Raw genomic sequence first — 24,021 nt, 5'->3', positions numbered from 1 at the left:
CATTATAGCGGACACGCGAGAGGTCTGTCTGATGTGAGACTGCTTACAACTTGAACTGTCGGCTCATCTGTTGCATCGATTCGGCTGTCGTCGACAAGTCCTTGACGAGACGGTTCATCGTCTCACTCGTCGCTGACATCTGTTCTGTTGAAGCGGCCACTTCCTCGTTTCCAGCCGTGCTCTCTTCAGAGATAGAAGCAATCTCGGATAGACCGTGTTGGATATGGTCTTGGTTCGTCTTCACCCGATCGAGTTGCCCACGCATCGAATGAGTCAACTGCTGCATATGCCGGACACTCTGTTCGATTTCCGTGAAGGCACGCTTCGTCGATTCGAGCGTTTCTTTTCCTTCCTCGGCCGCCGTCATGCTTTCCGTGAACGTCTGACCGAGTGCGATCGAATTTTGTTTGACGCTTCCGACAATTTCCGAAATCTCCCTGACCGATTCTGCGACACTGTCCGACAACTTCCGAATCTCCGAGGCGACGACCGCAAATCCTTTTCCATGCTCACCCGCACGTGCCGCTTCGATGGCTGCGTTCAATGCGAGTAAATTCGTCTGTTGTGAGATTTGACGAATCATCGTGACGAGCTCCGTCACTTCATCCGCTTGTTGTTCAAAATCACGAACTTGTCCTTGCGACGTCTTCACTTGTTCATGGATGTGTGTCATCTGACTGACCGCGCTCTCCATGTAGCGAAGCCCATCCATTGTCACCCGACTGACGACTTCTGCTTGTTCGCTCACTTGATTTCCATCTGACGTCGTTTGCTCGACGAGTGTCGAGAATTCATTCATATGACCATACAGACGCATCGTCAACACACTTTGATTTTCGACACCGCTCGCAATCTCTTCCATCGTATAGGCGATTTGACGAGAGGCGTCATTCACTTCTTCCGAGATGCTCGAGACGTTCCCGCTCTCATCCCGGACCGTCTGCGCCGACGTTTGGATACCAGAGATGAGATCTTTTAACATATGGGTCATCTTATCCATTGATACCGTCAGACGCTTGATCTCATCATTCGATTTCAATTGAATCTTTTCTACATCCTTCGATGCCGTCGCCAAGTCTCCTTCTGCAATCGATGTCGCGACGCGCTCTAGTGCTTGGAGCGGTCGTAACTTCCAGCCAAGGTACCGCCAAATAATGACGGCTGCAACGACGAGTAAGACGAGAAGTCCGATTAGGATTGGCGGCAAGCTTTCGGTTAACACATCTCCCGTGATTGCCTCGACTTCTGTTGCTGCCTTATCAACCCCGAGTACTCCGATAACCTCGCTACCTTGTTTGATTGGAACGAGTACCGTCACATACTTCCCGTAATCGGGATCGTCAATCACGTTTGTTGTGACGGTCTCACCTTCAAATGCATCCATTGCCCCTTCATACGTCATCGCCGTAGTCGGTGTGCCGATATCGGCCGCATCCGCCTGACTCAAGCCATCGACGATAATTTGAACTTCTTCGCCCTCCGTAGCAATCGTGTACACATACATGGCCCCGATTTGTTGGCGATATGTATCGAGATATTCTCGCAACTGTTCATACTGCTCGTTTTTTGACGGATTGGCCATGAAAGACGCATATGTATCCGCATCTAACGTCTCGCTAATCCGTTCACCGTCTTCAATCATCGTCGCATGCAACGTGCTGAGTACGGAATGCTTCGTACTGAAGTACTGCACCGCCCCGAACGAAACGATGAGCAAGGTGACGAAGACTAGCATCGCTGCTAAAATGCGTGTCTGTAACGACTGTGATTTCTGTTTCATCTCGATTTCCTCCATTCTGTCCTTACTCTTTGTATCGGACAAAATGTATCAATCTCAACAAAAAAACAGACGATTTTCGACAAAATCGTCTGTTTTTATTCAAGATTTGTCGAATCGACGACTTCAAGCGGAATCGTGACTTCTGTCTCGCCTTCTTCTACTAAATGAAAGAGCGGAAGTGTATCCGATACGAAAAGATCAGGGTCGACGTCGGTCTGATATTCATACGTCCGAATGTCTTCTTCCCGTTCTGCAATCAGTTCGCCGAACGGAATGGCGATCCGCTCACCGTCGACCTCATAACTCATGACTGTCGTCGGGTCGAGGCGCCGATTTTCAAGCATACGAATTGTGAAGAGCATCGTCGTATTGTTCGTCCGCTCGAGCGAAACGGCAATCGCATCAGATTGACCCGCACGCTTCTCAATCATCGCCTCATTCACGTCCTGTTCGTACACAATGTTCTCTTCGTTCGACTCTTCTGTTTGCAGTTGCTGACAGCCCACAATCGTCATTAAGCCTACTAGTAAAACAATTACTAAAGCACGCATCCCATTTCTCCTTACTTCAAGGCGAAAGTGAGTTCTGCTTCACAAGCAACTTCTCCATCGACCGTGGCCACGGCACGTCCTTTACCGATTGGCCCACGAATTTTCATGATTTCTACCTCAAGGCGAAGCTGATCACCCGGGACGACTTGTCGTTTGAAACGACAGTTGTCAATCCCTGCGAAAAAGGCGAGCTTGCCTCGATTCGATTCGTCTTTCAACATCGCGAAAGCACCGACTTGTGCGAGTGCCTCGACAATTAAGACGCCTGGCATGACGTTATAGTCTGGGAAATGCCCGTTAAAGAACTCTTCGTTCGCCGTGACATTTTTTAATCCGACAGCACGCTTCTTTTCCTCGACTTCGAGAATTCGATCAATTAACAGAAACGGGTATCTGTGTGGGATTACTTCTTTAATTTGTTCAATTGTATACATCCATCCACCGCCTTTAAGAGGTTAGCCAAAAATCGGTGATATGGCGCCACGTCTCGATGTCAAACACATCTTTCCATTCTCCTCCGCCAATGACGCTATATCCAATGATCGCTCCGAGGGCGAGCATCGCGATCGCCAACACTAAAACGACAAGTACACGCAGTAAAATCGGGAATCGACGATGATTCGATAATCGTGATCGCTTTTTCTGCTCCGTCTCTTGTTCTGGTGAACCCTTTTGTTCTTCCGAACTCGTTTGTTCATCGTTCGCCACGTTCAACCATCCTTTCAGCTAAAATGATTATATCATATTAGTACCTGGTATTAAAATGCGTAAATTGCTACCTTTTTAGTGTACCCTATGCACAAATGTCGAACAAGCATCCTTCCCTGACAGAAGCTGAACGATTTTCTGTCTTCCTCCAAAATATGCTACGCTTATGCTATTCAACGTCAGGAGGTTCATTTATGTTAAAGGAATTTAAAAAGTTCGCGATGCGCGGGAACGTCATCGATCTCGCAATCGCTGTCGTACTCGGTGCGGCGTTCACGGCCATCGTGAACTCGCTCGTCAACGATATTTTTATGCCGCTTCTCGGAATTATGATCGGAGGAATCGATTTTTCTAACTTAAAAGCGAGCGTGCTTGGAGTGGACGTCTTATACGGGAACTTCATTCAACAGATTGTATCCTTCATCTTGATCGCTTTCGCACTCTTCCTTATTGTAAAAATCATCAACCGTCTACAACGTGAGAAGGAAGTCGAAGAGGCCGCCGCGCCGACTCCTACGAAAGAAGAGCAGTTGTTGACCGAGATTCGTGACTTATTAAAAGAACGTCCGTAACAAGCAAAAAGCGCTTTGACGATCGTCAAAGCGCTTCTTCGATAACATGGCGAACCCGTTGGACCGCATTTGTCAGTAACGGGGCGGCTTCCCAAATCGCTTCTTCTAGTGTCATGATGCGTGACACGATCGGAAAGACGGCGACAATCCCAGACTCCACATGAGCGGTCAAGTCAGATTGTCCGGCGAACACGAGCGTCGGTACACCGTATGTGTGGGCAAGACGCGCCAATCCATAAGGTGCCTTCCCCTCTAAACTTTGTGCATCAAACTTCCCCTCTCCCGTGATGAGCCAATCTGCTCCCTTCACGTGCTCTTCGAACCTTGACCAACGGACGACTTCTTCGATGCCACTCACATAGCTCGTCCCAAGCTGCAAGAGTGCAAATCCGATGCCGCCTGCCGCTCCGGCTCCGTCAAATGTCCTCATGTCCTGATCAAAACAGCTTGCGTAAACGTCGAGGAGCTGATCATAACGCACCACGTCATCCGTCGCCAACCCTTTTTGAGGGCCGAACACATGCGCGGCCCCTCGTTCTCCCGTCAACGGGTTATGGACATCAGAGGCCATCCTCCATTCAACGTCGCGCACTCTCCGATCGAGCCCAGACCAATCGATGGATACGACGTCCGCAAGCTGATGTGGAATTGACGGTAATACAGTACCGTTCACATTTAGGAAACGAGCGCCTAGCGCTTCAAGCATCCCTTTCCCACCATCGATTGTCCCGCTCCCGCCAAGTCCGACGGTGATACAAGTCGCACCATAATCTAGCGCTTGGATGATCTGTTCTCCGACCCCAATCGAACTATAGCGCCACGGATCGACGTGCGTGAGGAGGGTCAATCCAGTCGTTTCTGCTACTTCAATGACTGCATGTTTCGTCGACGGCTCGAACCCAAACCGAGCGATACGCTTTGTCCCATCCAGACACTGAACAGATTCTTCTACCACCGCCGCATCCACGTGTGTCGCAAGCCACGCATCGAGAAACCCTTCCCCTCCGTCCGAAATTGAGATAGTGATCACGTCGTGTCCCTCTAACGCACGATGTACGGCTTGATTCGCCTCCATGCTAGATAGCGAGCCTTTGAATGAATCCATGGCGACGACGATTCGCATCTGTCTGTCCTCCTTTTTCTATAGCAAAAACCGCCTCTCCCACGGAGAAGCGGTAAAGCCTTAAGGTCGTAGTGCTGTGACAAGCCCCATCATTTGATCACTCATCGAAAGGGCACGAGAGTTCATTTGATACGCACGCTGCGTAATGGTCATATCCGTCATTTCTTTCGTCAAATCGACGTTTGAGGACTCGAGCGTCCCTTCCATCAATAAGTTACCGAGCGGACGATCGACTTCGGTCTCGAGATCGGCTGCGAAGACGTTATCGCCGAGCGGACGCAGTTCAGACGTGTTTCGGACTTCCACGATATCGAGTCGTCCAAATTCCTGTTCAACACCGTTCACGCTCGCCACGACCACACCGTCCTGACGAATGCGATGCTTCGTCGCCTCATTCGGCATCGTGATTGCATTGCCATCATCGCCGAGAAGTGGGTTTCCGTTCACATCGACGAGTGTCGTCTCATCACCGACAGACAGTTGCATGTTCCCGCTACGTGTCACCCCGACACCGTTCGGCGTGTCCACGACGAAGAACTGACGGCTCGCCTTCAAGAAGACGTCAAGACCGCGATCTGTCATGCGTACTTGTCCGATATTGAATTGTTGCGTGATATCAGCGACGTGGCCACCGACCCCGATGCGAATTCCGTTCGGTGTGTCCCTCCCGACTTCAAATTCAGGACGCGGCTGGTTGTCATACGCTTGCGATAACAATGATGCGAAGTGTCCTTGCTGACGTTTGAAGCCGACCGTATCGACGTTCGCGATGTTATGACCTGTCACATCTAACTGACGTTGAAGTTGGGACAGGGAGTTGATCGAGTTATAAATGGACTGCATGGTGTTCCTCCTTAACGAACGCGAGCGATTTCGATAGCTCGCTCGGCACTTTTATCATACGCTTGGACGACTTTTTGGTTCGCTTCGAATTGACGATACGTCATCATGAGATCGGCCATCGTCTGATCGAGGTTGACGTTCGCTTCTTCGATGAAGCCCTGTAACACATCTACTTGTGCCGGTGCAGGTGCGTCACCTGTCACGCGCCAATCGTTCCCCACTTGCTCGAGCGTCGTCAAATCATCGATTTGATAGGCACCGAGTGTCGCCACGTTTTGACCGAGTGACGTGATGACACCATCTTTGCCTACCTGAAACTCGCTCGATGGGAGCTGGATGCGCTCTCCTTCATCTGAGAGAACATAGCCACCGTCTGCCGAACGAAGGAATAACGCCTCATCGATCGAGAAACGTCCGTTCGTCGAATACAACGTCTCGCCTGCCTGTTCGACCGCGAACATCGGCGCACCCGTAAAATCAGTAGGAGCCTTCAAATAAAGATCTGTTGGACTTCCCGATTCTGTGATACTCCCCGCTGAAAAACGTGGCATCGTCTCTTGAAGATAGACGCCCATTGAAAGGGTACCCACTTCGCCGTTCACGCGCGACTTCCCATTATCGGAATTGCTGACCTGTGCGAGCAACATCTCCGGAAACGATCGGACGACGCCATCAGACGCCTTGAAGCCAGGTGTTCTGACGTTACCGAGATTATTGCTTAAAATTTCTTGTTGGCGCTGAAGGGCATTCATTGCGCCTGCCGCTGTATATAATCCGCGTAGCATAGTCGTCTTCCTTTCATCCTATAACATGATTCACTCTATATATCGTACCAAACGAGCGTTGCATTCACCGTTTTTTCAAAAAAAGTTCATCCTACGATTTAGGATGAACTTTCTTCGTTAACATGATCGACCATCGGTAACTCGACAATCATCGTCGTTCCTTCTCCAAGTTGAGAGCGCACACCAATCGTACCACCATGCAATTGGACGATTTCTTTACAGATGGCCAGCCCTAAGCCGGTTCCACCGATTCGCTTACTCGCTTCCGATGCGGACCGATAAAATTTATCGAAGATTCGAGTCATGTCTTCTTCAGAAAGCCCAAGACCTTCATCGGTAATCGCGATTTGAATCGTGTCCTCTTCACACGTCACATCGACCGTCACATTTCCGCCGTCCGGAGAATATTTGATGGCATTGTTCAAGATGTTGGAGAACACTTGCCGTAGCTGTGCCGGATCCCCTGCGACAAAGAGCGTTTCATCACAGTCAAAGTGGAAGAGATGCTGTTCGGTTGACCCTGCATGAATCTCGAGTAAGTCAGATAGTAAGTCGTATAAACTCTCAACTTTAAACTCAGGCGTCCCCATGCCCGCCTCCATTTTTTGAACGTCTAACAGATCGCTTACGAGACGTTCGAGACGTTTCGTTTCACTCGCAATCATTTCCAAGTAACGCTCTCGTTTCGTCTCATCTAGCTGACGACTCTTCAGGAGCTCTGAAAATCCGAGAATCGACGTGAGTGGCGTTCGCAACTCATGGGATACGGTAGCGACCAGCTCGGTCTTCATTTGATTGATCTCTGTTTCCTGGGTAATATCTCGTGATACGAAGATGACTCCGACTCGTTCATTCTGCAAATCAATCGGTTCGGCATACATTCGAATCGTCTTCTGACCTTCTTGCATCGTGTACGTGAACGTCTCATCGAACATGCCTTCTTCTTTGGCCCGTCTTGTGAATTGGTTCAGCCCTTCTTTGTCATCGATCTGATTCATGAACATCGGGTAGTACATCGCAATCGGATAGAGGCTGCCCCGCTCCGTTGATGGAATCGGATGTTCATACAAATCAAAGAGCGCGCTATTCGCAAACCGTTCATTCGTCTTGAGTTCCGTATACACAATCGAGTCACGCATCGTGTGCAGAATCCGAGCCGTCTTTTCACGCTCTAGGTCGACTTGGTCTTGTTGAGTGCGTAGCGAGGTTGCCATCTCATTGAACGACTTAGATAATTGTCCAACCTCATTTTGAAGCGGTTTGATTGGAATAAGGGTCGCACTTGGATTCGTCGCGAGTCGCTCACTGTTGACCATGAGCGTCTGCAACTGATTCGTCAGCCGTAAAATATACGGTTGTAGACCGACGAACAACAAGAAGAGCGCCCCGAGTAAGATCAAGAGCCACATCCACTGTGCTTTCACTAACTGTTTCGAGAGTGCGTTGCGTAATTCACTTTCCTGAAAATCAAGATTCGCCCGATAATCGGTAAAGACCGACTCCATATCGACGATACTTGCACTCATATCCGCGGCACTACTTGAGTTGAGTTTAAATCGCGTCTGGGTCGACGTTTCATTTTTCGGCATGAATTGCCCGACCGTACGCATTTGCAGGAAGGATTCGTCTATTTCCCCTGCTTGCTTTGCAATCACATACTGCTCAAGCGCCGGCATGACGCGTGTCGTATAAATCGAAAAGAGGAGTCTTGCATCTTCTGCGAACTGTGCTTCTTCTTCATTGTTTGCCTGTTCTTCGAACCAGGTCGTTTGCTCATCGATGTTCCCCTGAGCCGTTCGTACTTCCTCTAAAAGGGCGTTTTCCCCAAGCAATACATGGCCTCGCAACTCGTATTGCATCGATTGCCACGTTTCAAATAAATCTGTTGCCCGTGCGCGTTGCTCACTGATCCGTTCCAATTGAACGGTCGTCTGTTGAATCGATTGTTGTGTGTAAAAATAAGTCCCAACCGAAGTGAGCGTCACTAAGGCGATCAATATATAAAAAATGGTCATCACTTGTCGACTAATTCGTTGTTCAATCCAACGTTTCATGGAATGCCTTCTTCCTTTACTCCTGGAATGCCTCATTTCGTACGGTGAATGACTTTTTCTGTTCAAACAAAAAAAGTTCGGGTACGATGATGAGACGGAGAGTCACTGCAAAAATCCATTCACCTAATAGGAAGAATAACGTAGTGTCCTCACAAGAAACTCACAAAGAATGAAGGGAATGTGCGCATGACTCGAAATCGAATGACGTTTATCTTCATCCTTGTGATGTTGATTGGCATCGGCCTCACTTTATTGATTCGACATCAGTCAATCAATCCAATCGTCACCGTGAAACAAGGTGAAGCCTCGCTTCTCTCTTCCTCTATCGACGAAGAAATTCTCCGCCTCGATGGATCATGGCGTTACGAATCCGGGATTGTCTCGAACGTCGATCGCCGCTCTTATCGAACTATCCCATTTACGACACCTTACAAGGAATCCACATATGAAATTGATCTCTCACTTCCAGAAGGGACGTACGCATTACTCATTCCTGCATCGCTCTCCTCCTCTACGATTTTGATTGATGGATCATCTGTTGACACTACACGAATCGGCAACAATCGTTTAGGTGAACAACCTTCACTTTTGTTACTAAACGATAAAACGAGAGAGTTCCGATTGACGATTCAACATACATCTGAGGCAGGGAATTCTCTGCCCGTCGAAGAAAGTATATTGGTCGGACCGTTACATCAAATCATGACGGCTCAAAATGCTTACACGGGCTATGAATTTTTCATGTTGCTCATTTCACTTCTGATTGCCATGTTTTATGCCATCGTTTACTTATTCCATCGAAATGAACGGTTGTATGGTTACGGGACAGCCTTCTTCCTCTTAACGAGCTTCTCCATTATGTCTCGGGACGGGGTATGGATCTCGGATAGTGACAAGTTGACGTTAGGTTTGGCCCTCTTGAGTATTATCATGTTGATTGAATTTGCGAGATGTTTAGAACGTGTCTCCTTCGATCGGTTCTTAGCGATTTTGAGATACCCACTTTATGGTCTGACCGCCTTAGCCATCGTTCTGCCTGGTTCTGTTTACAACGTGTTCGAATACTTTGTATGGATCGTTGTGTTGTTCATTACGTTTTTCTGGGTCGGCTTAAACATTGGGTGGCTTCTTGAAAAACACAAAAGTATGAATACGCTTGAATTACTAACGTTCACACTCGCCCAGATCATCGGGTATATTGGGATTATGATGTCGACGTTTATCGTGTCGTCCAATCAACAGTTGTACGCCAATACGTTTATGATTATTTACTTCTTGTTGATGTTTCTTCTGTTACCAATCCATTTGTCTACGGATAAAAGGAAAAAGCAACAAGTCGAAGCACTGGCCTCACAACACGAGATGTCGTTCTTTAACGCTCAAATCAAACCACACTTCCTCTACAATACGTTCGGGAACGTGATTGCACTCTGCTATACGTCACCACCTGATGCCGCTCGTCTGCTTAGTCATTTAAGTACGTACGTCCGTTTTATTTTCGAAAATGGTCGAACGGATCACGATATTTCCATTCGACAAGAGGTCGATATGATTGACTCATACCTCGCCATCGAACAGACTCGGTTCCGTGATTCGTTCGAGGTCGTGAAGGAAATCGATGACTCTCTTTTAGATTGCACCATTCCATCACTGCTGATTCAGCCACTCGTTGAAAACGCAGTTCGTCATGGTCTTTATCGGCACCCCGGACAAAAGAGACTTATGATTTCCATTCAAGAACAAAACGGGAAGATTGATATCCGTGTTCGCGATACTGGGAGCGGATTTGAATCGAAAGAGTCGAATGAATCATCAGGTATCGGAATTTGCAATATTAAAAGACGGATTCAACACCTTCAGGGTGCAACGTTTGACTTAACCTCTACATTAAAACGAGGGACTACCGTTCACTTGCGACTCCCAAAACAAGAAAGGACGAATCACATAAATGCGTACGATTTTAATTGAAGATGAACATCATATTTTAGGGATGATGGAGCGGATTGTGAAAGAGGAACCGTCTCTCGAATGGGTCGGTTCGTTCCAAAGTCCGACTCAAGCCCTCACATTTATTCAAGAACATCCGGTCGACCTCGTCTTCTTGGATATTGAAATGCCTGAAATGACGGGACTGGAGCTTGCGACCTATCTTCCGGAACGGACGCAGGTCGTCTTCACGACCGCTCATCAACAATATGCCGTCGAAGCGTTTAACCTACATGCGACCCATTACTTGTTGAAGCCCATCACGGAGCAGATGATTCATAGTGTCATTCCACGAATTGTGCAACGTTACGAATCCATCCAGCAAAAAAATCCGCACCGATCTTGTCGCATTCAATTTCTCGATCGTTTTTCAGTACGAACACAGGATGGGAATCTGGTGAAGTGGCCAACACAAAAAACGGAGGAGTTATTCGCCTACTTGGTCTACCATCGCAAACAGGTTATCAATAAATGGGTACTCGCAGAAACACTGTACCCGGATATCGATGAGCCACAACGCGCCCTGCACAACGTATATAATTCGATTTATCGCTTGAAAAAGACGTTAGCGGAGCATGAACTCGATATCACCGTGAAGACAATCAATAACGGCTACTCGATTGAACTCGGTGAATCGTGTGCTTGTGACTACTATGAGTGGCTTGATTCGGCACAACCTTCGACTTCTAAGACCGAACTTAAAAATCGATTACTTGTCGATAAAGACTATACATGGCACTAAGAAAAAGCATCTCGCGTAAAAAGCGAGATGCTTTTGTGTATTAGCGCCCTGTGAACCCACCATCCACATGCAAATGCTGTCCGTTCACCCATGCCCCGTCTTTTCCCATCAAGAAAGCGACGAAGCGGGCCGTATCTTCAGGTGCTCCCACCCGATTGTATGGGAACAATGGGAGCAGGTGCTGACGAAGCTCCTCGTTGATCCATCCCGTGTCTGTCGGTCCTGGGTCGAGTGCGTTCACCGCAATCCCATACTTCCCTACTCCGTTCGCGAGTGCAGGCGTGATGGCGATCAGTGCCCCTTTTGTCGCGATATACGCTAAGTTATTCGCATCGGCTCCACCCGATACTAAAAACAGGATGCGTCCGTCTTGATGTCCCGCTTGTTGATAACGCTCGATAAACGCAAAGGTGAGGCCGAGTGCCCCTTCGTTGTTCACCATATAGTGTTTTCTCAAGATGTCAGTCGTAAAGTTTTCAGTGTTGACATGTCGCTCATAGGTGGCGTTATGAATCAGCCTACTCGCTACACCAAGTTTGGCTTCGATTCGATTGAGTAGTGCGACTTCGTCACCCGAGGCTAAATCATACGCCTCATGCTCGACACGAGCGCCTTTTATCGTCAATTCTTCAACCAACCGTTCAATGAATCCAGTCTCTTCCCCGACGCCTTCGGTCGCGTCAAACGGACTCCAATGTGTCAAATATAAGTCATGCCCTTCAGAGGCCAATTTTCGTGCGATGGCAGCCCCTATACCTTGATCGCGACTGACTCCGGTAATCAGTGTAAGTGGTTTGTTCATGATGTCCTCCGATTCTAATGTTTTCTGTTTCGTTCGTTAGTTTATCGGTGCCATCATGATTCCCCTCTCCATTATCGTTGATTTCATTATATACCTATATATCCAATGATTGGCAGTGAACTTCTGTCCATACAAAAACAGGCGCCCGCGCACGGTCGCCTGTTTGTTTATTTCAATCGATCTAAGTTCTCGAGCATGATTCCTGTCCCGTGCGCGACACTGAGCGTCGGCTCTTCAGCCATCATGACTGGAAGCATGACACGCTCGGCGACGAGTTGGTCGAGGCCGTGAAGGAGTGATCCCCCACCTGTCATGATGATGCCACGGTCGATAATGTCAGCCGCAAGCTCCGGTGGTGTCTGTTCAAGGACACGTTTCGTCGCTTCCACGATTTCGTTCGCTGACTCGGCCATCGCTTCACGAAGTTCTTCTGACGTGATTGTCACCGTACGTGGCAATCCACGTACCATGTCACGTCCGCGAATATCCATCGATTCGTTACGTCCACCTGGGAAGACCGTCGCAATCTCTTTCTTGATTTGTTCAGCCGTACGTTCACCGATGATGAGCTTGTGCTTCTCTTTGATAGCACGAAGGATGTCCGTATCGAAGCGATCCCCTGCAATCTTGATGGTTTCACCGCAGACGATGTCTCCCATTGATAAAATGGCGACGTCGGTCGTCCCACCACCGATATCGATGATCATGTGACCGACCGGCTTCCAAATGTCCATGCCCGAACCAACAGCTGCAGCTTTTGGTTCTACGGCGAGGAAGACTTCTTTCGCACCTGCTTTTTCAGCAGCCTCACGAATTGCTTTCGCTTCGACCGGTGTCACGTTCGCAGGTGTACAAATCAACATGCGAATGCCTCCGAAGAACCCACGGACTTGAATTTTCTCGATGAAGTGACGGAGCATTTCTTCTGTGGTGGCGAAATCGGCGATGACTCCATCACGAAGAGGACGGATCGCCACGATATCACCAGGTGTACGACCAACCATCTCATACGCTTCTGAACCGACTGCTAGCACTTTCCCTGTAGAGCGTTTCATCGCAACGACTGAAGGCTCGTCTAAGACGATTCCTTTCCCTTTTACGTGAATGACAACGTTTGCTGTCCCTAAATCAATCCCGATATCTTTTGAAAACATGATGTATAGGTTCCTCCGTTCATTTCTTCATTGAAAAGAGCGAGAAGAGTCTCTCCTCGCTCTCTAATTCGTGCTCGTTTCTTAGTTCTGAACCATTTCACTCGTAACTTCAACAGTTCCTTGAATGCGCTCGATATCTGCACCGAGTGCTTGAAGTTTTTTGTGGAAGTCTACGTATCCACGGTCGATATGATATAAATCTCCAACGCGTGTCTCTTCATCAGCGATGAGACCCGCTAGAATAAGTGCTGCTCCGGCACGAAGGTCAGTTGCGACGACCTCCGCTCCTTGAAGGCGAACGCCACCTTTGACGATTGCTGAACGACCTTCAATCTTAATATCTGCGTTCATGCGGCGGAATTCTTCCACGTGCATGAAGCGATTCTCAAACACAGTTTCCGTGATGACCGATGTGCCGCCTGCTTTCAAGACGAGAGCCATCATTTGTGACTGCATGTCTGTCGGGAATCCTGGGTGTGGCATCGTCTTCACATCAACCGGCTTCAACTGATCCGGCGCTGAGACACGCATGCCTTCCGCTGTATCTTCGAAGTGTACGCCCATCTCTTCCATTTTTGAAATGAGTGGACGAAGGTGTTCACGCTCTGCACCGATGACTTCGATGTCACTTCCTGTGATTGCACCCGCGACGAGGAATGTTCCCGCTTCGATACGGTCAGGAATGATGGAATGTTCTGCACCACGGAGTGTTTCCACGCCTTCGATGCGAATCGTTTCTGTTCCTGCGCCACGTACGTGTGCGCCCATTCCGTTCAAGAAGTTTGCAAGGTCTACGATTTCTGGCTCTTTCGCGACGTTCTCGATGATTGTTGTGCCTTCAGCAAGCACAGCTGCCATCATGATGTTCTCCGTCGCACCAACTGATGGGAAGTCCAAGTAGATTTTTGCGCCTTGGAGACGACCTTCTACAGAAGCTTCTACGAATCCGTTTCCGATGACCGTCTTCGCACCCATCGCTTCGAATCCTTTTAAGTGGAGGTCAATTGGACGTGAGCCAATTGAACATCCGCCCGGCATTGCGACACGCGCATGACCGAGGCGAGCCAAAAGAGGTCCCATGACGAGGATTGAAGCACGCATCTTACGAACGTACTCAAGCGGTGCTTCATCTTTGATGTCGCCCGACGCATCGACAGTTACTTCATTATTCTCTTCATTGAATGACACCTCTGCACCGAGGTGACGAAGTACTTTATTAATCGTGTACACGTCAGCAAGACGTGGTACGTTTTGTAAAATTGACTTTCCTTCGCTAGCTAACAGAGTGGCAACCAATGTTTTGAGTACAGCGTTCTTTGCTCCCTCAACGCGCACAGTACCTGACAGTTTACGTCCTCCACGGACTACAATCAAATCCTTCATATCTCTCTTTGTCCTCCAACTTCATTGTTTTTTTATATAGTGCGTCGATATCCAATCTCGGATGTGATGATGTCGATTATTAGAATGGTTTTCAAAACGTGATGAGTTTTTCATTCATAAATAAAAAACGTAATAAATAAATGCGAACGGAATGAAAAAACATCATGTCAGACGAATTTATCCTACATGATAAACATATAGGAGTCGTTACAGCAGGATTACAGTTTATTAAATATTCTGTGGCTACTGTATCGGTGCGAGCTCTTGTGCCAATCGGATATACTCCAAAAAGAACTGAGCAATCAACGAACCGAAGACGACCGCTACGAGAACGCGCAAGACAGCTGCTTGCGGGCTCCTCACCTGATTGAGCAACTTGTCCCATTTGACGGGTAAGAGTGCCCACCAAGCGACGTAAATCGCTATGACATAAATCGCTAGCGAAAGTACGGTATTCACCATCGACGATTCCCCTCTTTTCTAAAATTCGTACCATTTTCAATCATATCATGTCATGTTAGAGAAAAAAAGACACAGTGTCTCAAGCTTCGAGCGGTTTAGACCATTCGACCAACTCACTTTCTCCACAAACACACCAAAAGGGACGTCATCCGCAGTAAGGTCTTACTACAGTAATTGACGCCCCTCACATATTTCAAACATTATTCACTCGATTCGTCAAGGCTACGTGACCATCGAATCGCTTCGACATAGTATTGAGCCCAATCTGAATCTGTGTTATGAATAGGGATTGTCAACCGCTCATAGGCGATGACATCCTCGAGTAACATCCGCAACCCATTAGGTTCTCCGAGTAACGCAGACTTCACAGGAGGCGCTACAGGAAGCTCTGCGATCAACGTTTGCATCGCTTCATCGAGAATGACGTCGAGCGATGAGAAAATGCCCGTGATGAAGGCATCAAACGGAGAGACATCACTGCTCGTATCCTCTGCAATCAATTCCATCATTTTTCCTCGAATGACACTCTGTTTGATCAATTCCTTTGATTCGGACGTCTGCATCTCGCGAAGTAACATCAAATAAGACCATCGCTTCAATTCATCGAGCCCGATTCGTGCGACAGCTTGCTCAATCGATTGAATCGTTCGACGTCCTTTCTGATACACCGTATTGACCGACCGAAGCATCTTATAGGATAAATCTACACTACGTTCGATTTGGGCTGAGATGCGACGAAAACTCGGTTCTGGACGATCTAGTTCTTTCAACACCTCGATAAGCGTGTGGCGCAGCGGATGCACCTCTGCTCCATGTATGACAATCGGTCGGCTGAAAAAATAACCTTGGAACATCTTATATCCTAATCGTTTCGCAATCTCATACTCTGCAGGCGTCTCAATTTTTTCCGCTAAAAACTCGACGCGGTGACCGAGTGCATCGATTAGCTTCTGCTGTTGCTCCACCGGTGTGGCTTGATAATCGATTTTAATGATGTCGGCCAAGCCGATTAATGGACGATACTTCTCTTCAAACACGAAATCATCGAGTGCAATCGTGTACCCTTGGCGTCTGAGCGAACGAAGAGACTCTAACACTTTTTCGGTCGGTTCAACGTGCTCGAGCACTTCCACGACGAGTGATTGACGAGGCAATAACGATGGCACTTCCCCTTCAATCAACGTCTGTGGAAAATTGATGAATGCCCTCGTCCCTTCTGTTAATTCCCGAAAATTAAAGACGAGATAAGCGTTATGAATCACGTCAGCCGTTGCTAACGAATCATCGACATTCTCGAACACGTTATTTTCGCTGCGGCGATACAACAGTTCGTAGCCGCAAACGCGTAATTGTTGGTCAAAAATCGGTTGTCGCGCAACGTAAACTTTCATTCCCTACTCTCCTTTACGATCCATTCCCACTTTTATTATCGGTCATCCTCTCTATATTTTTTACTATTTCCATGATTTAGGTTTGTGACGAAAGACCTATCTTGTCCATCAAACACAAAAAAACTCCCACACTTTCGTGTGAGAGTCATTGTTATTCTTTCATATCGCGAATGCTCAAGCGGTTGATCGCTTTTTTGAGCGCAAGTTCCGCACGACGGAATTCGAGTTCTGAGAGCTTCGTGTCTTGGAGACGGCGCTCGGCCCGAACTTTCGCCGCAGAAGCGCGGTCATAGTCGATCTTATCCGCCATTTCGGCTGTTTCAGCTAAGATCGTCACCGTATCGGGACGAACTTCCATGAAACCGCCGCTGATTGCGATCAGCGTGCGTCCACCATCTTCGTGGCGCAGTTTGAGAACTGAGACGTCGAGTGGTGTCACCATCGGGATGTGCTTCGGTAAGATACCGAGCTCACCAGTGACCGATTTGGCGATGACCATTCGTGCGTCCCCTTCAAAGGCTGCACCATCCGGGGTGACGACGTTGACGTGAACAGTATTCATCGTCTAGTTTCCCCCTTCCGCGTAGGTCTTAGACCAACGTCTTCGCTTTTTCGATGACGTCTTCGATTGGACCAACGAGACGGAATGCATCTTCAGGAAGATCATCGTGTTTACCTTCGAGGATCTCTTTGAAGCCGCGTACTGTCTCTTTGACTGGCACGTACGAACCTTTTTGGCCCGTGAACTGCTCAGCCACGTGGAAGTTTTGTGATAAGAAGAACTGAATACGACGTGCACGGTGAACCGTGAGTTTGTCGTCTTCAGACAACTCGTCCATCCCGAGGATTGCGATGATGTCTTGAAGTTCTTTATAGCGCTGAAGCGTCTGTTGAACGTTACGCGCGATTTCATAATGCTCTTTCCCTACGATTTCAGGAGAGAGGGCACGTGAAGTCGATGCGAGTGGGTCAACGGCTGGGTAAATACCCATCTCCGAGAGACGACGCTCAAGGTTTGTTGTTGCATCAAGGTGGGCGAATGTTGTTGCCGGAGCCGGGTCCGTATAGTCATCGGCTGGTACATAAACCGCTTGAATCGAAGTTACCGATCCTTTTGCAGTCGATGTGATTCGCTCTTGAAGCATACCCATTTCAGTAGCAAGTGTCGGCTGGTAACCTACCGCCGATGGCATACGTCCGAGAAGGGCCGATACCTCAGAACCTGCTTGTGTGAAACGGAAGATGTTATCAACGAAGAGAAGAACGTCTTGTCCTTGCTCATCACGGAAGTATTCTGCCATTGTCAAACCAGTCAAGGCAACACGGAGACGTGCGCCAGGTGGTTCGTTCATCTGACCGAATACCATCGCTGTTTGTTTGATAACGCCTGAGTCCGTCATCTCGTGGAACAAGTCATTTCCTTCACGCGTACGCTCACCGACTCCTGCGAATACAGAAATCCCGCTGTGCTCTTGCGCGATGTTGTTGATGAGTTCCTGGATGAGGACGGTTTTCCCTACACCGGCACCACCGAAGAGGCCGATTTTACCACCTTTGATGTATGGTGCGAGAAGGTCGACGACTTTAATCCCTGTTTCAAGGATTTCAACTTTCGTTGACAATTCGTCAAATGTTGGCGCTTGACGGTGAATCGGTGCACGAAGCACGTCAGCTGCCACTTCTTTATCATCGATTGGGTTACCGAGAACGTTGAAGACACGTCCAAGTGTCATTTCTCCAACTGGTACCGAAATCGGTGATCCTAAGTCAAGTACTTCCATACCGCGGCGAACGCCGTCAGTTGAGTCCATCGCAATCGTACGGACCGTGTCGTCACCAAGGTGAACAGCTACTTCGAGCGTCAAGTCGACACTAACATCGTCTGCTGTCGCTGCCACGTGAGTGACTTTGAGAGCGTTGTAGATGTTCGGTAAGTGGTTGTCGAACTTAACGTCGATAACTGGGCCCATGACTGCGACTACGCGGCCTTTCATGCCGTATTCGTTCATCGTGTTAGCCTCCTACAATCTAGAGAGCGTGCGCTTATTCAAGCGCCGACGCACCTCCGACAATCTCTGTGATTTCTTGTGTGATCGCTGCTTGACGCGCGCGGTTGAATTTGAGCTTGAGTCCGCGAATGAGTTCATCCGCATTGTCTGTCGCACTCGACATCGCCGTCATCCGTGCTGCGTGCTCCGATACTTTCGCATCGAGCAATGCGCCGTAGATGAGTCCTTCCGCATAACGTGGGAGGAGCGCCGCTAAGATCGTTTCTTCTTCTGGTTCGTATTCATACATCACATTGGATGCGGACTGTTCGATATCCCCAAGCGGGAGCAATTGTTGAATCTTCACTTCTTGGCTGATGACCGAGATGAACGAGTTGTAGCAAAGCTTCAATTCGTCAATCTCGCTCTCGCTGAAGGCACCAACCGTCTGTTTGACGATTTCTGCGACTTCAACAAAAGTTGGTTGGTCGTTTAGCCCTGTCATCGCGCTATACACCGGGATGTTGCGTGACTTGAAGAACTGGACACCGACTTTTCCGATTACGTAAAGACGATACTCATCTGTTGATGTGTGCTTGTCTTTCAGTTCACGGTACACGTCACGCAAGACGCTGGCGTTATATCCACCTGCGAGTCCGCGGTCTGACGTGATGACGATGTAACCAGTCCGTTTGACGGGACGTACTTGAAGCATCGGGTGTGTCGCGCCTGATGTACCACCGGCGATCGACGAGATGACTTCTTGCAACTTGTCCATGTACGGCTTGAAGTTGGCGTTGTTCCCTTGGGCCCGGTTCAACTTCGATGCCGACACCATGTTCATCGCTTTCGTGATTTGCTTCGTGCTTTGGGTCGAGGTGATCCGCATCTGGATCTCACGTAATGATGCCATTTCGATTCACCACCTTAATAGACGCTCGTCACCGGATTAAACCGATGGCGAGAACGTCTTTTTGAATTCCGTAATTGCGTCGACCATTGCCTCGTCTGAAGGAAGGTTTCCTGTCTGACGGATTTCACGGCAGAGGTCTTTACGGTTTTGGTCGAGCCATGCGTTCATTTCTGTTTCGAAACGACGGATGTCTGTGACTGGGATGTCATCGAGATGACCTTTCGTGAGTGCGTAGATGATGATAACTTGCTTGTCTACAGAAAGCGGTGCGTTCAAGTCTTGTTTCAAGACTTCAACTGTACGCTGACCACGGTTCAACTTCGATTGTGTCGCTTTGTCGAGATCGGATCCGAACTGAGCGAACGCTTCGAGCTCACGGTATGACGCGAGGTCAAGACGAAGTGTACCAGCAACTTTCTTCATCGCTTTCACCTGTGCCGAACCACCAACACGCGATACCGAGAGACCGGCGTTGATCGCTGGGCGTACCCCAGAGAAGAAGAGGTCCGATTGAAGGAAGATTTGACCGTCTGTGATCGAGATAACGTTTGTCGGGATATATGCTGAGATATCCGATGCTTGTGTCTCGATGAACGGAAGTGCTGTCAATGAACCACCGCCGAGTTCGTCGTTCAACTTCGCTGCACGCTCAAGAAGGCGTGAGTGGAGGTAGAAGACATCCCCTGGGTAGGCTTCGCGGCCTGGAGGACGGCGGAGAAGGAGCGAGAGCTCACGATAAGCTGCCGCTTGTTTCGAAAGGTCATCATAAACGACGAGGACGTGTTGTCCGCGGTCCATGAAGTACTCACCCATCGATACCCCTGCGAATGGTGCGAGGTAAAGAAGTGGTGCCGGCTGTGATGCCGATGCCGAAACGACGATTGTATAGTCGAGCGCGCCGTTTTGACGAAGCGTCTCTACTACGCCACGTACAGTCGATTCTTTCTGACCGATTGCAACGTAGATACAAATCATGTTCTCTTCTTTTTGGTTGATGATCGCATCGATGGCAACAGATGTTTTACCTGTTTGACGGTCACCGATGATGAGCTCACGCTGACCACGACCGATTGGAACGAGGGCGTCAATCGCCTTAATTCCTGTTTGAAGTGGTTCGTGAACCGATTTACGCGCCATAACGCCGTAAGCTTTACGCTCGATCGGGTTATAGTTGTCAGTCACGATTGGTCCAAGACCATCGATTGGTTGTCCGAGCGGATTCACGACACGTCCGAGGAGTGCCTCACCGACTGGAACTTCCATGATGCGACCTGTACGTTTGACAGAGTCGCCTTCTTTAATACCTTTGTAATCGCCAAGGATGATAATCCCGACGTTACCTTCTTCTAAGTTTTGCGCCAAGCCCATTACGCCGTTAGAGAACTCTACGAGTTCCCCCGCCATAACGTTATCGAGTCCGTGTGCACGAGCGATACCGTCACCTACTTGAATGACTGTACCTGTCTCGCTGACTTCGATTTCAGAACCGTACGAAGCGATTCGTTCTTTTAGCAGGGCGCTAATTTCTTCAGCTTTGATTGTCATTGAATTCACCCCTATTTCTTACGCATTCAACAATTCACGCTCGAGGCGTGTCAATTTCGTTTCGATCGTATCATCGTACGTCGTGTATCCGACTTGGACACGGAGTCCACCGATGACTTCTTCATCGACGACGTTCTTCAATTGGAGCGTCTTCCCGAGCTTCTGTCCGAAGACGAGTTCGACGTCTTTCAAGTCTGTTGCCGACAACGGGTAGGCGCTTGTGACAATACCCTCTGCAATCCCACGGTAGTCGTTGATGTAGTCGCGGACGTATCGTGGCAAAGCGCGAACCTCTGCCGCACGGTCGTTTTCGACCATGACGAGAAGTGTGTTCACGACAATCGCCGTCATATCACCAAAGCTGTCTTTTAAAAGCTGTGCAAGCTCGCTGTCACTGACTGCAGGGTTCGTTAAGAGATCCATGAGTTCAGGAGTCGCGTGGAGCACTTCATCGAGCAGACGCACTTCCGCTTCGACTTGGTCGAGCGTGCCTTGTTCCCGTGCTAAGTCGAAGAGCGCTTTGGCATAGCGTTTTGCTAGTGATGCGTTCATCAGTTCGCACCTTTCGCTTTAGACAGGAAGTCTGTGACGAGGGCACGTTGTTTCGCTTCATCGCCTTTAAGGTCTGATTGAAGGACGTGGCGTGCTGCCGAAAGCGCCTGTGTGACGACTTCGGTTTGAAGTGATTGTTTCGCAAGCTCGCGCTCACGCTCAATCGCCTTCTCTGCCTCGATTTTAATTTGTTCAGCTTCCAAACGCGCCTGCTCCACCAAGCGTGCTTGTTCTGCTTCTGCTTGTCGACGGCTTGCGTCGAGCATTTCTTTCGACTCTGTACGTGCCGCACTGAGTGCATCACGTTGTTCGACGACATAGTTTTCCGCATCTTTGCGGCTCTTTTCAGCGAGTTCAATCTCGTTCGCTACATACTCTTCACGCTGTCTCATCATTCCAAGGAGTGGTCCCCAAGCAAATTTCTTCAACAGGGCCAAGAGTACGAGGAATGTGAAAATTGTAAAGATCATATCTAGGATGCGGAGGCCTTCGCCGCCGCCACCAGCTGCAATCATCATCGTATCCATGCATACCCTCCTCTTGACTAAATAAGTGAGGGAGACGTGCTCCCTCTCATGCTATTCTCGTTAACTCGGAATCAAGAGTTGAGGAGAAGGAAACCGACAGCCACACCGATGATCGGGAGGGCCTCAACCAAACCGATACCGATGAACATTGTTTGACGAAGTTCGTTTTTGAGTTCTGGTTGACGTGCTTGTCCTTGTACTGTTCCGTATACGATCAAACCGTTACCGATACCAGCTGCGAGTGCTCCAAGACCGATAACGAGTGCTGTTGCGAGAAGATTAAGTTGTTCCATTGTGTATATTCCTCCTAAAAGTTAAGTAAATAATTTGTTTGTAACGCTTTGGCGAGATGTCCGAATCAATGTTCGGCCGAAGCTTTGTGCCCGATGTACACCATTGCAAGCGTCAGGAAAATGTAGGATTGGATAACCCCGATAAAGATTGAGAAACCTTGCCATAGAATCATTGGGAAGACCGCAAAGATTGCGCCGAGCGGGTTAAGTGCTCCTTCGGCTGTAATCGCGAGTCCCAAGATGATGGTAATCATGATTTCACCGGCAAAAATGTTACCGTATAGACGCAAACCGAGCGTCAATGTGTTTGCAAACTCCTCGATCAATTTGATCGGAAGTAAGAACCAGACTGGTTTCACGAATTCCGCCGAATAGTGCTTGAATCCGTGTAGCTTCACTCCGTAGTAATGCGACATTGCAACGACGAGTGTCGACAACGCCAAGGTTACGTAAGGATCGGCCGTCGGTGAGTTGAACCACAGATAGTGTCCGGAAATGACGTTAAACGGTAGACCCATCAAGTTTGAGAAGAGAATGAACAAAATCAACGTCATCCCAAATCCGATAAAGCGTCCTCCTGTCTTCCAGTCCATCGCACTTGCGATGATTCCACGCACGAACTCCGCGAAGAATTCCATGAAGTTTTGTTTGCCAGTCGGCTTCATAGCCAAACGTCTTGTCCCCCAGAGTGCGAACACGAAGACGAGTAACGCTGCTATTAGCACTGTAATGACGTTCGTCCAGCTCCCGTATAACGTATAGTCCCCAAAGTTCAGAGAATATGTGGGAAACTCATGACCCATTAATATTCACCTCTTTTCCTGCTGAGCTGGGCAAGTGTGAACTCGCCAAATTGTATGATGTGGCCGGCGATTAGACCAGTTACCACCGCGATGACGGACACCCGATCCTCATAGAGAAGACCGACTATCACTGCTAAAGCACCGACCGCCATTCTTGAAACGGTCCCGTGCGACTTTGGTCGTCGTCCATGCTCGATGACGTCATACATGCGAATGACGCTTCGATTCTGCATATGTAGAATGATGAGACTTCCGACCCCGCCGATGAACAACCCGAGAAATACGGCTTTATACATCGGGATGATGAATGCGCCGACTAGCAAAATCGCAAACCAGACGGTAAACCATTTCGTATAACGCTTCATCAGTTCTTTCTGTGCTTTTCTGTCTGCTTGAATCGTATTCATTCGTCCTCTCCTGTCAATAAACTCCGAAGGGTGAGAACTAGCGCCGTAATCCCGAGCACGAGCCCGAGGATGATCGACACATTCCAACCGAACGTGCCCCAAAATTCACGTCTTTCGCCGTATTGTCCGACGAGATAACCGATGACGATCGGTCCAGCAAGTGCTGTCGAAATTTGTGAAGCGAGCGAGGCGTAGGATAGGTAACGATTGTCTTTTTTCGCCATCCTGGTCCCCCTTTCACACATGGTGTGCTTCTCAGTTCTTCACAGATTCACACTCGCGTGACCATCAAAAGTCACACAAGTTCAGAGTAATAGAAATGGCATAAGAAGTCAATGAATTTCACAATTATAAAAGCGCTTTAAATCAAGTCGTATCAATAGTTTTACGCACTTCATAAAGTAAACGATCGATGCACTTTTTAAAGAAAGTGTGAAGAAACGTTGAAATAAAAATGTTGACTTTATAACATTTCACAAACGGAATCAGATGAAGAATAGTTCAGTTATACCCCCACGTTTTGGAAATTTCAATCCGTAAACGTTTACGTTCACAAAGAGTTACGAAACGGTCGTTGACTTCATTTTGAAATCGTTTTCAACGTCCTGTTTCAGTATACCGAGGATGTTTTTGCCATGTCGAGCGATTTTGCCCATT

The 24,021-nt window shown here is 48.5% G+C and carries 26 protein-coding genes; 3 read left to right on the top strand and 23 right to left on the bottom strand.

Features of this window, described 5'->3' with window-relative positions; genetic code table 11:
- Positions 1 to 43: 43 nt before the first annotated feature.
- The 4 genes from KNO85_RS01505 to KNO85_RS01490 form a co-directional block, all read right to left on the bottom strand.
- Positions 44 to 1,780, bottom strand: coding sequence for a methyl-accepting chemotaxis protein (locus tag KNO85_RS01505; protein WP_214786320.1), 1,737 nt, complete (start codon positions 1,778 to 1,780; stop codon positions 44 to 46).
- Between the two features lie 95 nt (positions 1,781 to 1,875).
- Positions 1,876 to 2,331 carry a hypothetical protein gene (locus tag KNO85_RS01500; RefSeq protein WP_214786318.1) on the bottom strand — a complete coding sequence of 152 codons (456 nt, stop codon included), beginning with the start codon at positions 2,329 to 2,331 and terminating at the stop codon, positions 1,876 to 1,878.
- An 11-nt stretch (positions 2,332 to 2,342) separates the two neighbouring features.
- On the bottom strand, positions 2,343 to 2,765 hold the full coding sequence (fabZ, locus tag KNO85_RS01495) for a 3-hydroxyacyl-ACP dehydratase FabZ (RefSeq protein ID WP_214786316.1): 423 nt from the start codon (positions 2,763 to 2,765) through the stop codon (positions 2,343 to 2,345).
- A gap of 13 nt (positions 2,766 to 2,778) precedes the next feature.
- Complete coding sequence (locus KNO85_RS01490) at positions 2,779 to 3,039, bottom strand: DNA-directed RNA polymerase subunit beta (RefSeq protein ID WP_214786314.1); 261 nt, start codon at positions 3,037 to 3,039, stop codon at positions 2,779 to 2,781.
- 194 nt (positions 3,040 to 3,233) lie between these two features.
- On the opposite strand from KNO85_RS01490, the gene mscL reads away from it, so the two are divergent.
- Positions 3,234 to 3,611 (top strand): large conductance mechanosensitive channel protein MscL, encoded by a 378-nt coding sequence (mscL, locus tag KNO85_RS01485; RefSeq protein WP_214786312.1) that lies wholly within the window; start codon positions 3,234 to 3,236, stop codon positions 3,609 to 3,611.
- 25 nt (positions 3,612 to 3,636) lie between these two features.
- Here mscL and KNO85_RS01480 read toward each other — a convergent pair whose 3' ends face one another.
- From KNO85_RS01480 to KNO85_RS01465, 4 genes are all read right to left on the bottom strand, one after another.
- Positions 3,637 to 4,734, bottom strand: a complete 1,098-nt coding sequence (locus KNO85_RS01480; protein ID WP_214786309.1) for a glycerate kinase family protein — start codon at positions 4,732 to 4,734, stop codon at positions 3,637 to 3,639.
- A 60-nt stretch (positions 4,735 to 4,794) separates the two neighbouring features.
- Positions 4,795 to 5,577, bottom strand: coding sequence for a flagellar hook-basal body protein (locus KNO85_RS01475; protein ID WP_214786307.1), 783 nt, complete (start codon positions 5,575 to 5,577; stop codon positions 4,795 to 4,797).
- Positions 5,578 to 5,588: 11 nt separating this feature from the next.
- Complete coding sequence (locus KNO85_RS01470) at positions 5,589 to 6,362, bottom strand: flagellar hook-basal body protein (RefSeq protein ID WP_214786306.1); 774 nt, start codon at positions 6,360 to 6,362, stop codon at positions 5,589 to 5,591.
- Between the two features lie 98 nt (positions 6,363 to 6,460).
- The gene (locus KNO85_RS01465) at positions 6,461 to 8,416 is read right to left on the bottom strand and encodes a HAMP domain-containing sensor histidine kinase (protein ID WP_214786304.1); all 1,956 of its coding nucleotides are present in this window, start codon (positions 8,414 to 8,416) and stop codon (positions 6,461 to 6,463) included.
- 186 nt (positions 8,417 to 8,602) lie between these two features.
- On the opposite strand from KNO85_RS01465, the gene KNO85_RS01460 reads away from it, so the two are divergent.
- A complete protein-coding gene (locus KNO85_RS01460) occupies positions 8,603 to 10,384 on the top strand; it encodes a sensor histidine kinase (RefSeq protein WP_214786301.1) in 1,782 nt (593 codons plus the stop codon).
- Positions 10,365 to 11,144 carry a response regulator gene (locus tag KNO85_RS01455; RefSeq protein WP_214786299.1) on the top strand — a complete coding sequence of 260 codons (780 nt, stop codon included), beginning with the start codon at positions 10,365 to 10,367 and terminating at the stop codon, positions 11,142 to 11,144. The genes KNO85_RS01460 and KNO85_RS01455 overlap by 20 nt, the downstream gene beginning before the upstream one ends.
- A gap of 40 nt (positions 11,145 to 11,184) precedes the next feature.
- Here the strand turns inward: KNO85_RS01455 and KNO85_RS01450 are convergent, their stop codons facing one another.
- From KNO85_RS01450 to KNO85_RS01380, 15 genes are all read right to left on the bottom strand, one after another.
- Positions 11,185 to 11,946: an SDR family oxidoreductase gene (locus tag KNO85_RS01450; RefSeq protein ID WP_214786297.1), complete on the bottom strand. Its 762-nt coding sequence runs from the start codon at positions 11,944 to 11,946 to the stop codon at positions 11,185 to 11,187.
- Positions 11,947 to 12,113: 167 nt separating this feature from the next.
- Positions 12,114 to 13,100, bottom strand: a complete 987-nt coding sequence (gene mreB, locus KNO85_RS01445; RefSeq protein ID WP_074035900.1) for a rod shape-determining protein — start codon at positions 13,098 to 13,100, stop codon at positions 12,114 to 12,116.
- Between the two features lie 81 nt (positions 13,101 to 13,181).
- A complete protein-coding gene (murA, locus tag KNO85_RS01440; protein ID WP_214786295.1) occupies positions 13,182 to 14,483 on the bottom strand; it encodes a UDP-N-acetylglucosamine 1-carboxyvinyltransferase in 1,302 nt (433 codons plus the stop codon).
- Between the two features lie 243 nt (positions 14,484 to 14,726).
- Entirely contained in the window at positions 14,727 to 14,945 is a 219-nt protein-coding gene (locus tag KNO85_RS01435) for a DUF1146 family protein (protein WP_214786293.1), read from the bottom strand.
- A 200-nt stretch (positions 14,946 to 15,145) separates the two neighbouring features.
- Positions 15,146 to 16,336 (bottom strand): EAL and HDOD domain-containing protein, encoded by a 1,191-nt coding sequence (locus KNO85_RS01430; RefSeq protein WP_214786291.1) that lies wholly within the window; start codon positions 16,334 to 16,336, stop codon positions 15,146 to 15,148.
- A gap of 151 nt (positions 16,337 to 16,487) precedes the next feature.
- The gene (locus KNO85_RS01425) at positions 16,488 to 16,898 is read right to left on the bottom strand and encodes a F0F1 ATP synthase subunit epsilon (RefSeq protein WP_012727354.1); all 411 of its coding nucleotides are present in this window, start codon (positions 16,896 to 16,898) and stop codon (positions 16,488 to 16,490) included.
- A gap of 28 nt (positions 16,899 to 16,926) precedes the next feature.
- Positions 16,927 to 18,345 (bottom strand): F0F1 ATP synthase subunit beta, encoded by a 1,419-nt coding sequence (gene atpD / locus KNO85_RS01420; RefSeq protein ID WP_159562971.1) that lies wholly within the window; start codon positions 18,343 to 18,345, stop codon positions 16,927 to 16,929.
- Positions 18,346 to 18,379: 34 nt separating this feature from the next.
- Positions 18,380 to 19,237 carry an ATP synthase F1 subunit gamma gene (gene atpG, locus KNO85_RS01415; RefSeq protein WP_074035890.1) on the bottom strand — a complete coding sequence of 286 codons (858 nt, stop codon included), beginning with the start codon at positions 19,235 to 19,237 and terminating at the stop codon, positions 18,380 to 18,382.
- A 36-nt stretch (positions 19,238 to 19,273) separates the two neighbouring features.
- Positions 19,274 to 20,782: a F0F1 ATP synthase subunit alpha gene (gene atpA / locus KNO85_RS01410; RefSeq protein WP_078147660.1), complete on the bottom strand. Its 1,509-nt coding sequence runs from the start codon at positions 20,780 to 20,782 to the stop codon at positions 19,274 to 19,276.
- 18 nt (positions 20,783 to 20,800) lie between these two features.
- The gene (locus tag KNO85_RS01405; protein WP_074035886.1) at positions 20,801 to 21,334 is read right to left on the bottom strand and encodes a F0F1 ATP synthase subunit delta; all 534 of its coding nucleotides are present in this window, start codon (positions 21,332 to 21,334) and stop codon (positions 20,801 to 20,803) included.
- Positions 21,334 to 21,861: a F0F1 ATP synthase subunit B gene (gene atpF, locus KNO85_RS01400; RefSeq protein WP_214786288.1), complete on the bottom strand. Its 528-nt coding sequence runs from the start codon at positions 21,859 to 21,861 to the stop codon at positions 21,334 to 21,336. The genes KNO85_RS01405 and atpF overlap by 1 nt, the downstream gene beginning before the upstream one ends.
- A gap of 71 nt (positions 21,862 to 21,932) precedes the next feature.
- Positions 21,933 to 22,154, bottom strand: coding sequence for a F0F1 ATP synthase subunit C (gene atpE / locus KNO85_RS01395; protein ID WP_012727360.1), 222 nt, complete (start codon positions 22,152 to 22,154; stop codon positions 21,933 to 21,935).
- Positions 22,155 to 22,219: 65 nt separating this feature from the next.
- Positions 22,220 to 22,957 carry a F0F1 ATP synthase subunit A gene (gene atpB, locus KNO85_RS01390; protein ID WP_214786286.1) on the bottom strand — a complete coding sequence of 246 codons (738 nt, stop codon included), beginning with the start codon at positions 22,955 to 22,957 and terminating at the stop codon, positions 22,220 to 22,222.
- Positions 22,957 to 23,364 carry an ATP synthase subunit I gene (locus tag KNO85_RS01385; protein WP_214786284.1) on the bottom strand — a complete coding sequence of 136 codons (408 nt, stop codon included), beginning with the start codon at positions 23,362 to 23,364 and terminating at the stop codon, positions 22,957 to 22,959. Before KNO85_RS01385 ends, atpB begins: the two co-directional genes overlap by 1 nt.
- Entirely contained in the window at positions 23,361 to 23,588 is a 228-nt protein-coding gene (locus tag KNO85_RS01380; RefSeq protein WP_214786282.1) for an AtpZ/AtpI family protein, read from the bottom strand. Before KNO85_RS01380 ends, KNO85_RS01385 begins: the two co-directional genes overlap by 4 nt.
- Between the last annotated feature and the right edge of the window lie 433 nt (positions 23,589 to 24,021).

It is taken from the genome of Exiguobacterium sp. s124 (assembly GCF_018617485.1).
Lineage (GTDB): Bacteria > Bacillota > Bacilli > Exiguobacteriales > Exiguobacteriaceae > Exiguobacterium > Exiguobacterium aestuarii.
Note: the sequence above shows the minus strand (reverse complement) of the source record. Positions and strands in the feature narration are given on the sequence as shown.

Bases quoted from the DNA above. Each gene is read 5' to 3' on its own strand.
- KNO85_RS01505 (WP_214786320.1), bottom strand. From the start codon at position 1,780: ATGAAACAGAAATCACAGTCGTTACAGACACGCATTTTAGCAGCGATG.
- KNO85_RS01500 (WP_214786318.1), bottom strand. From the start codon at position 2,331: ATGCGTGCTTTAGTAATTGTTTTACTAGTAGGCTTAATGACGATTGTG.
- fabZ (WP_214786316.1), bottom strand. From the start codon at position 2,765: ATGTATACAATTGAACAAATTAAAGAAGTAATCCCACACAGATACCCG.
- mscL (WP_214786312.1), top strand. From the start codon at position 3,234: ATGTTAAAGGAATTTAAAAAGTTCGCGATGCGCGGGAACGTCATCGAT.
- KNO85_RS01480 (WP_214786309.1), bottom strand. From the start codon at position 4,734: ATGCGAATCGTCGTCGCCATGGATTCATTCAAAGGCTCGCTATCTAGC.
- KNO85_RS01475 (WP_214786307.1), bottom strand. From the start codon at position 5,577: ATGCAGTCCATTTATAACTCGATCAACTCCCTGTCCCAACTTCAACGT.
- KNO85_RS01470 (WP_214786306.1), bottom strand. From the start codon at position 6,362: ATGCTACGCGGATTATATACAGCGGCAGGCGCAATGAATGCCCTTCAG.
- KNO85_RS01465 (WP_214786304.1), bottom strand. From the start codon at position 8,416: ATGAAACGTTGGATTGAACAACGAATTAGTCGACAAGTGATGACCATT.
- KNO85_RS01460 (WP_214786301.1), top strand. From the start codon at position 8,603: ATGACTCGAAATCGAATGACGTTTATCTTCATCCTTGTGATGTTGATT.
- KNO85_RS01455 (WP_214786299.1), top strand. From the start codon at position 10,365: ATGCGTACGATTTTAATTGAAGATGAACATCATATTTTAGGGATGATG.
- KNO85_RS01450 (WP_214786297.1), bottom strand. From the start codon at position 11,946: ATGAACAAACCACTTACACTGATTACCGGAGTCAGTCGCGATCAAGGT.
- mreB (WP_074035900.1), bottom strand. From the start codon at position 13,100: ATGTTTTCAAAAGATATCGGGATTGATTTAGGGACAGCAAACGTTGTC.
- murA (WP_214786295.1), bottom strand. From the start codon at position 14,483: ATGAAGGATTTGATTGTAGTCCGTGGAGGACGTAAACTGTCAGGTACT.
- KNO85_RS01435 (WP_214786293.1), bottom strand. From the start codon at position 14,945: ATGGTGAATACCGTACTTTCGCTAGCGATTTATGTCATAGCGATTTAC.
- KNO85_RS01430 (WP_214786291.1), bottom strand. From the start codon at position 16,336: ATGAAAGTTTACGTTGCGCGACAACCGATTTTTGACCAACAATTACGC.
- KNO85_RS01425 (WP_012727354.1), bottom strand. From the start codon at position 16,898: ATGAATACTGTTCACGTCAACGTCGTCACCCCGGATGGTGCAGCCTTT.
- atpD (WP_159562971.1), bottom strand. From the start codon at position 18,345: ATGAACGAATACGGCATGAAAGGCCGCGTAGTCGCAGTCATGGGCCCA.
- atpG (WP_074035890.1), bottom strand. From the start codon at position 19,237: ATGGCATCATTACGTGAGATCCAGATGCGGATCACCTCGACCCAAAGC.
- atpA (WP_078147660.1), bottom strand. From the start codon at position 20,782: ATGACAATCAAAGCTGAAGAAATTAGCGCCCTGCTAAAAGAACGAATC.
- KNO85_RS01405 (WP_074035886.1), bottom strand. From the start codon at position 21,334: ATGAACGCATCACTAGCAAAACGCTATGCCAAAGCGCTCTTCGACTTA.
- atpF (WP_214786288.1), bottom strand. From the start codon at position 21,861: ATGGATACGATGATGATTGCAGCTGGTGGCGGCGGCGAAGGCCTCCGC.
- atpE (WP_012727360.1), bottom strand. From the start codon at position 22,154: ATGGAACAACTTAATCTTCTCGCAACAGCACTCGTTATCGGTCTTGGA.
- atpB (WP_214786286.1), bottom strand. From the start codon at position 22,957: ATGGGTCATGAGTTTCCCACATATTCTCTGAACTTTGGGGACTATACG.
- KNO85_RS01385 (WP_214786284.1), bottom strand. From the start codon at position 23,364: ATGAATACGATTCAAGCAGACAGAAAAGCACAGAAAGAACTGATGAAG.
- KNO85_RS01380 (WP_214786282.1), bottom strand. From the start codon at position 23,588: ATGGCGAAAAAAGACAATCGTTACCTATCCTACGCCTCGCTCGCTTCA.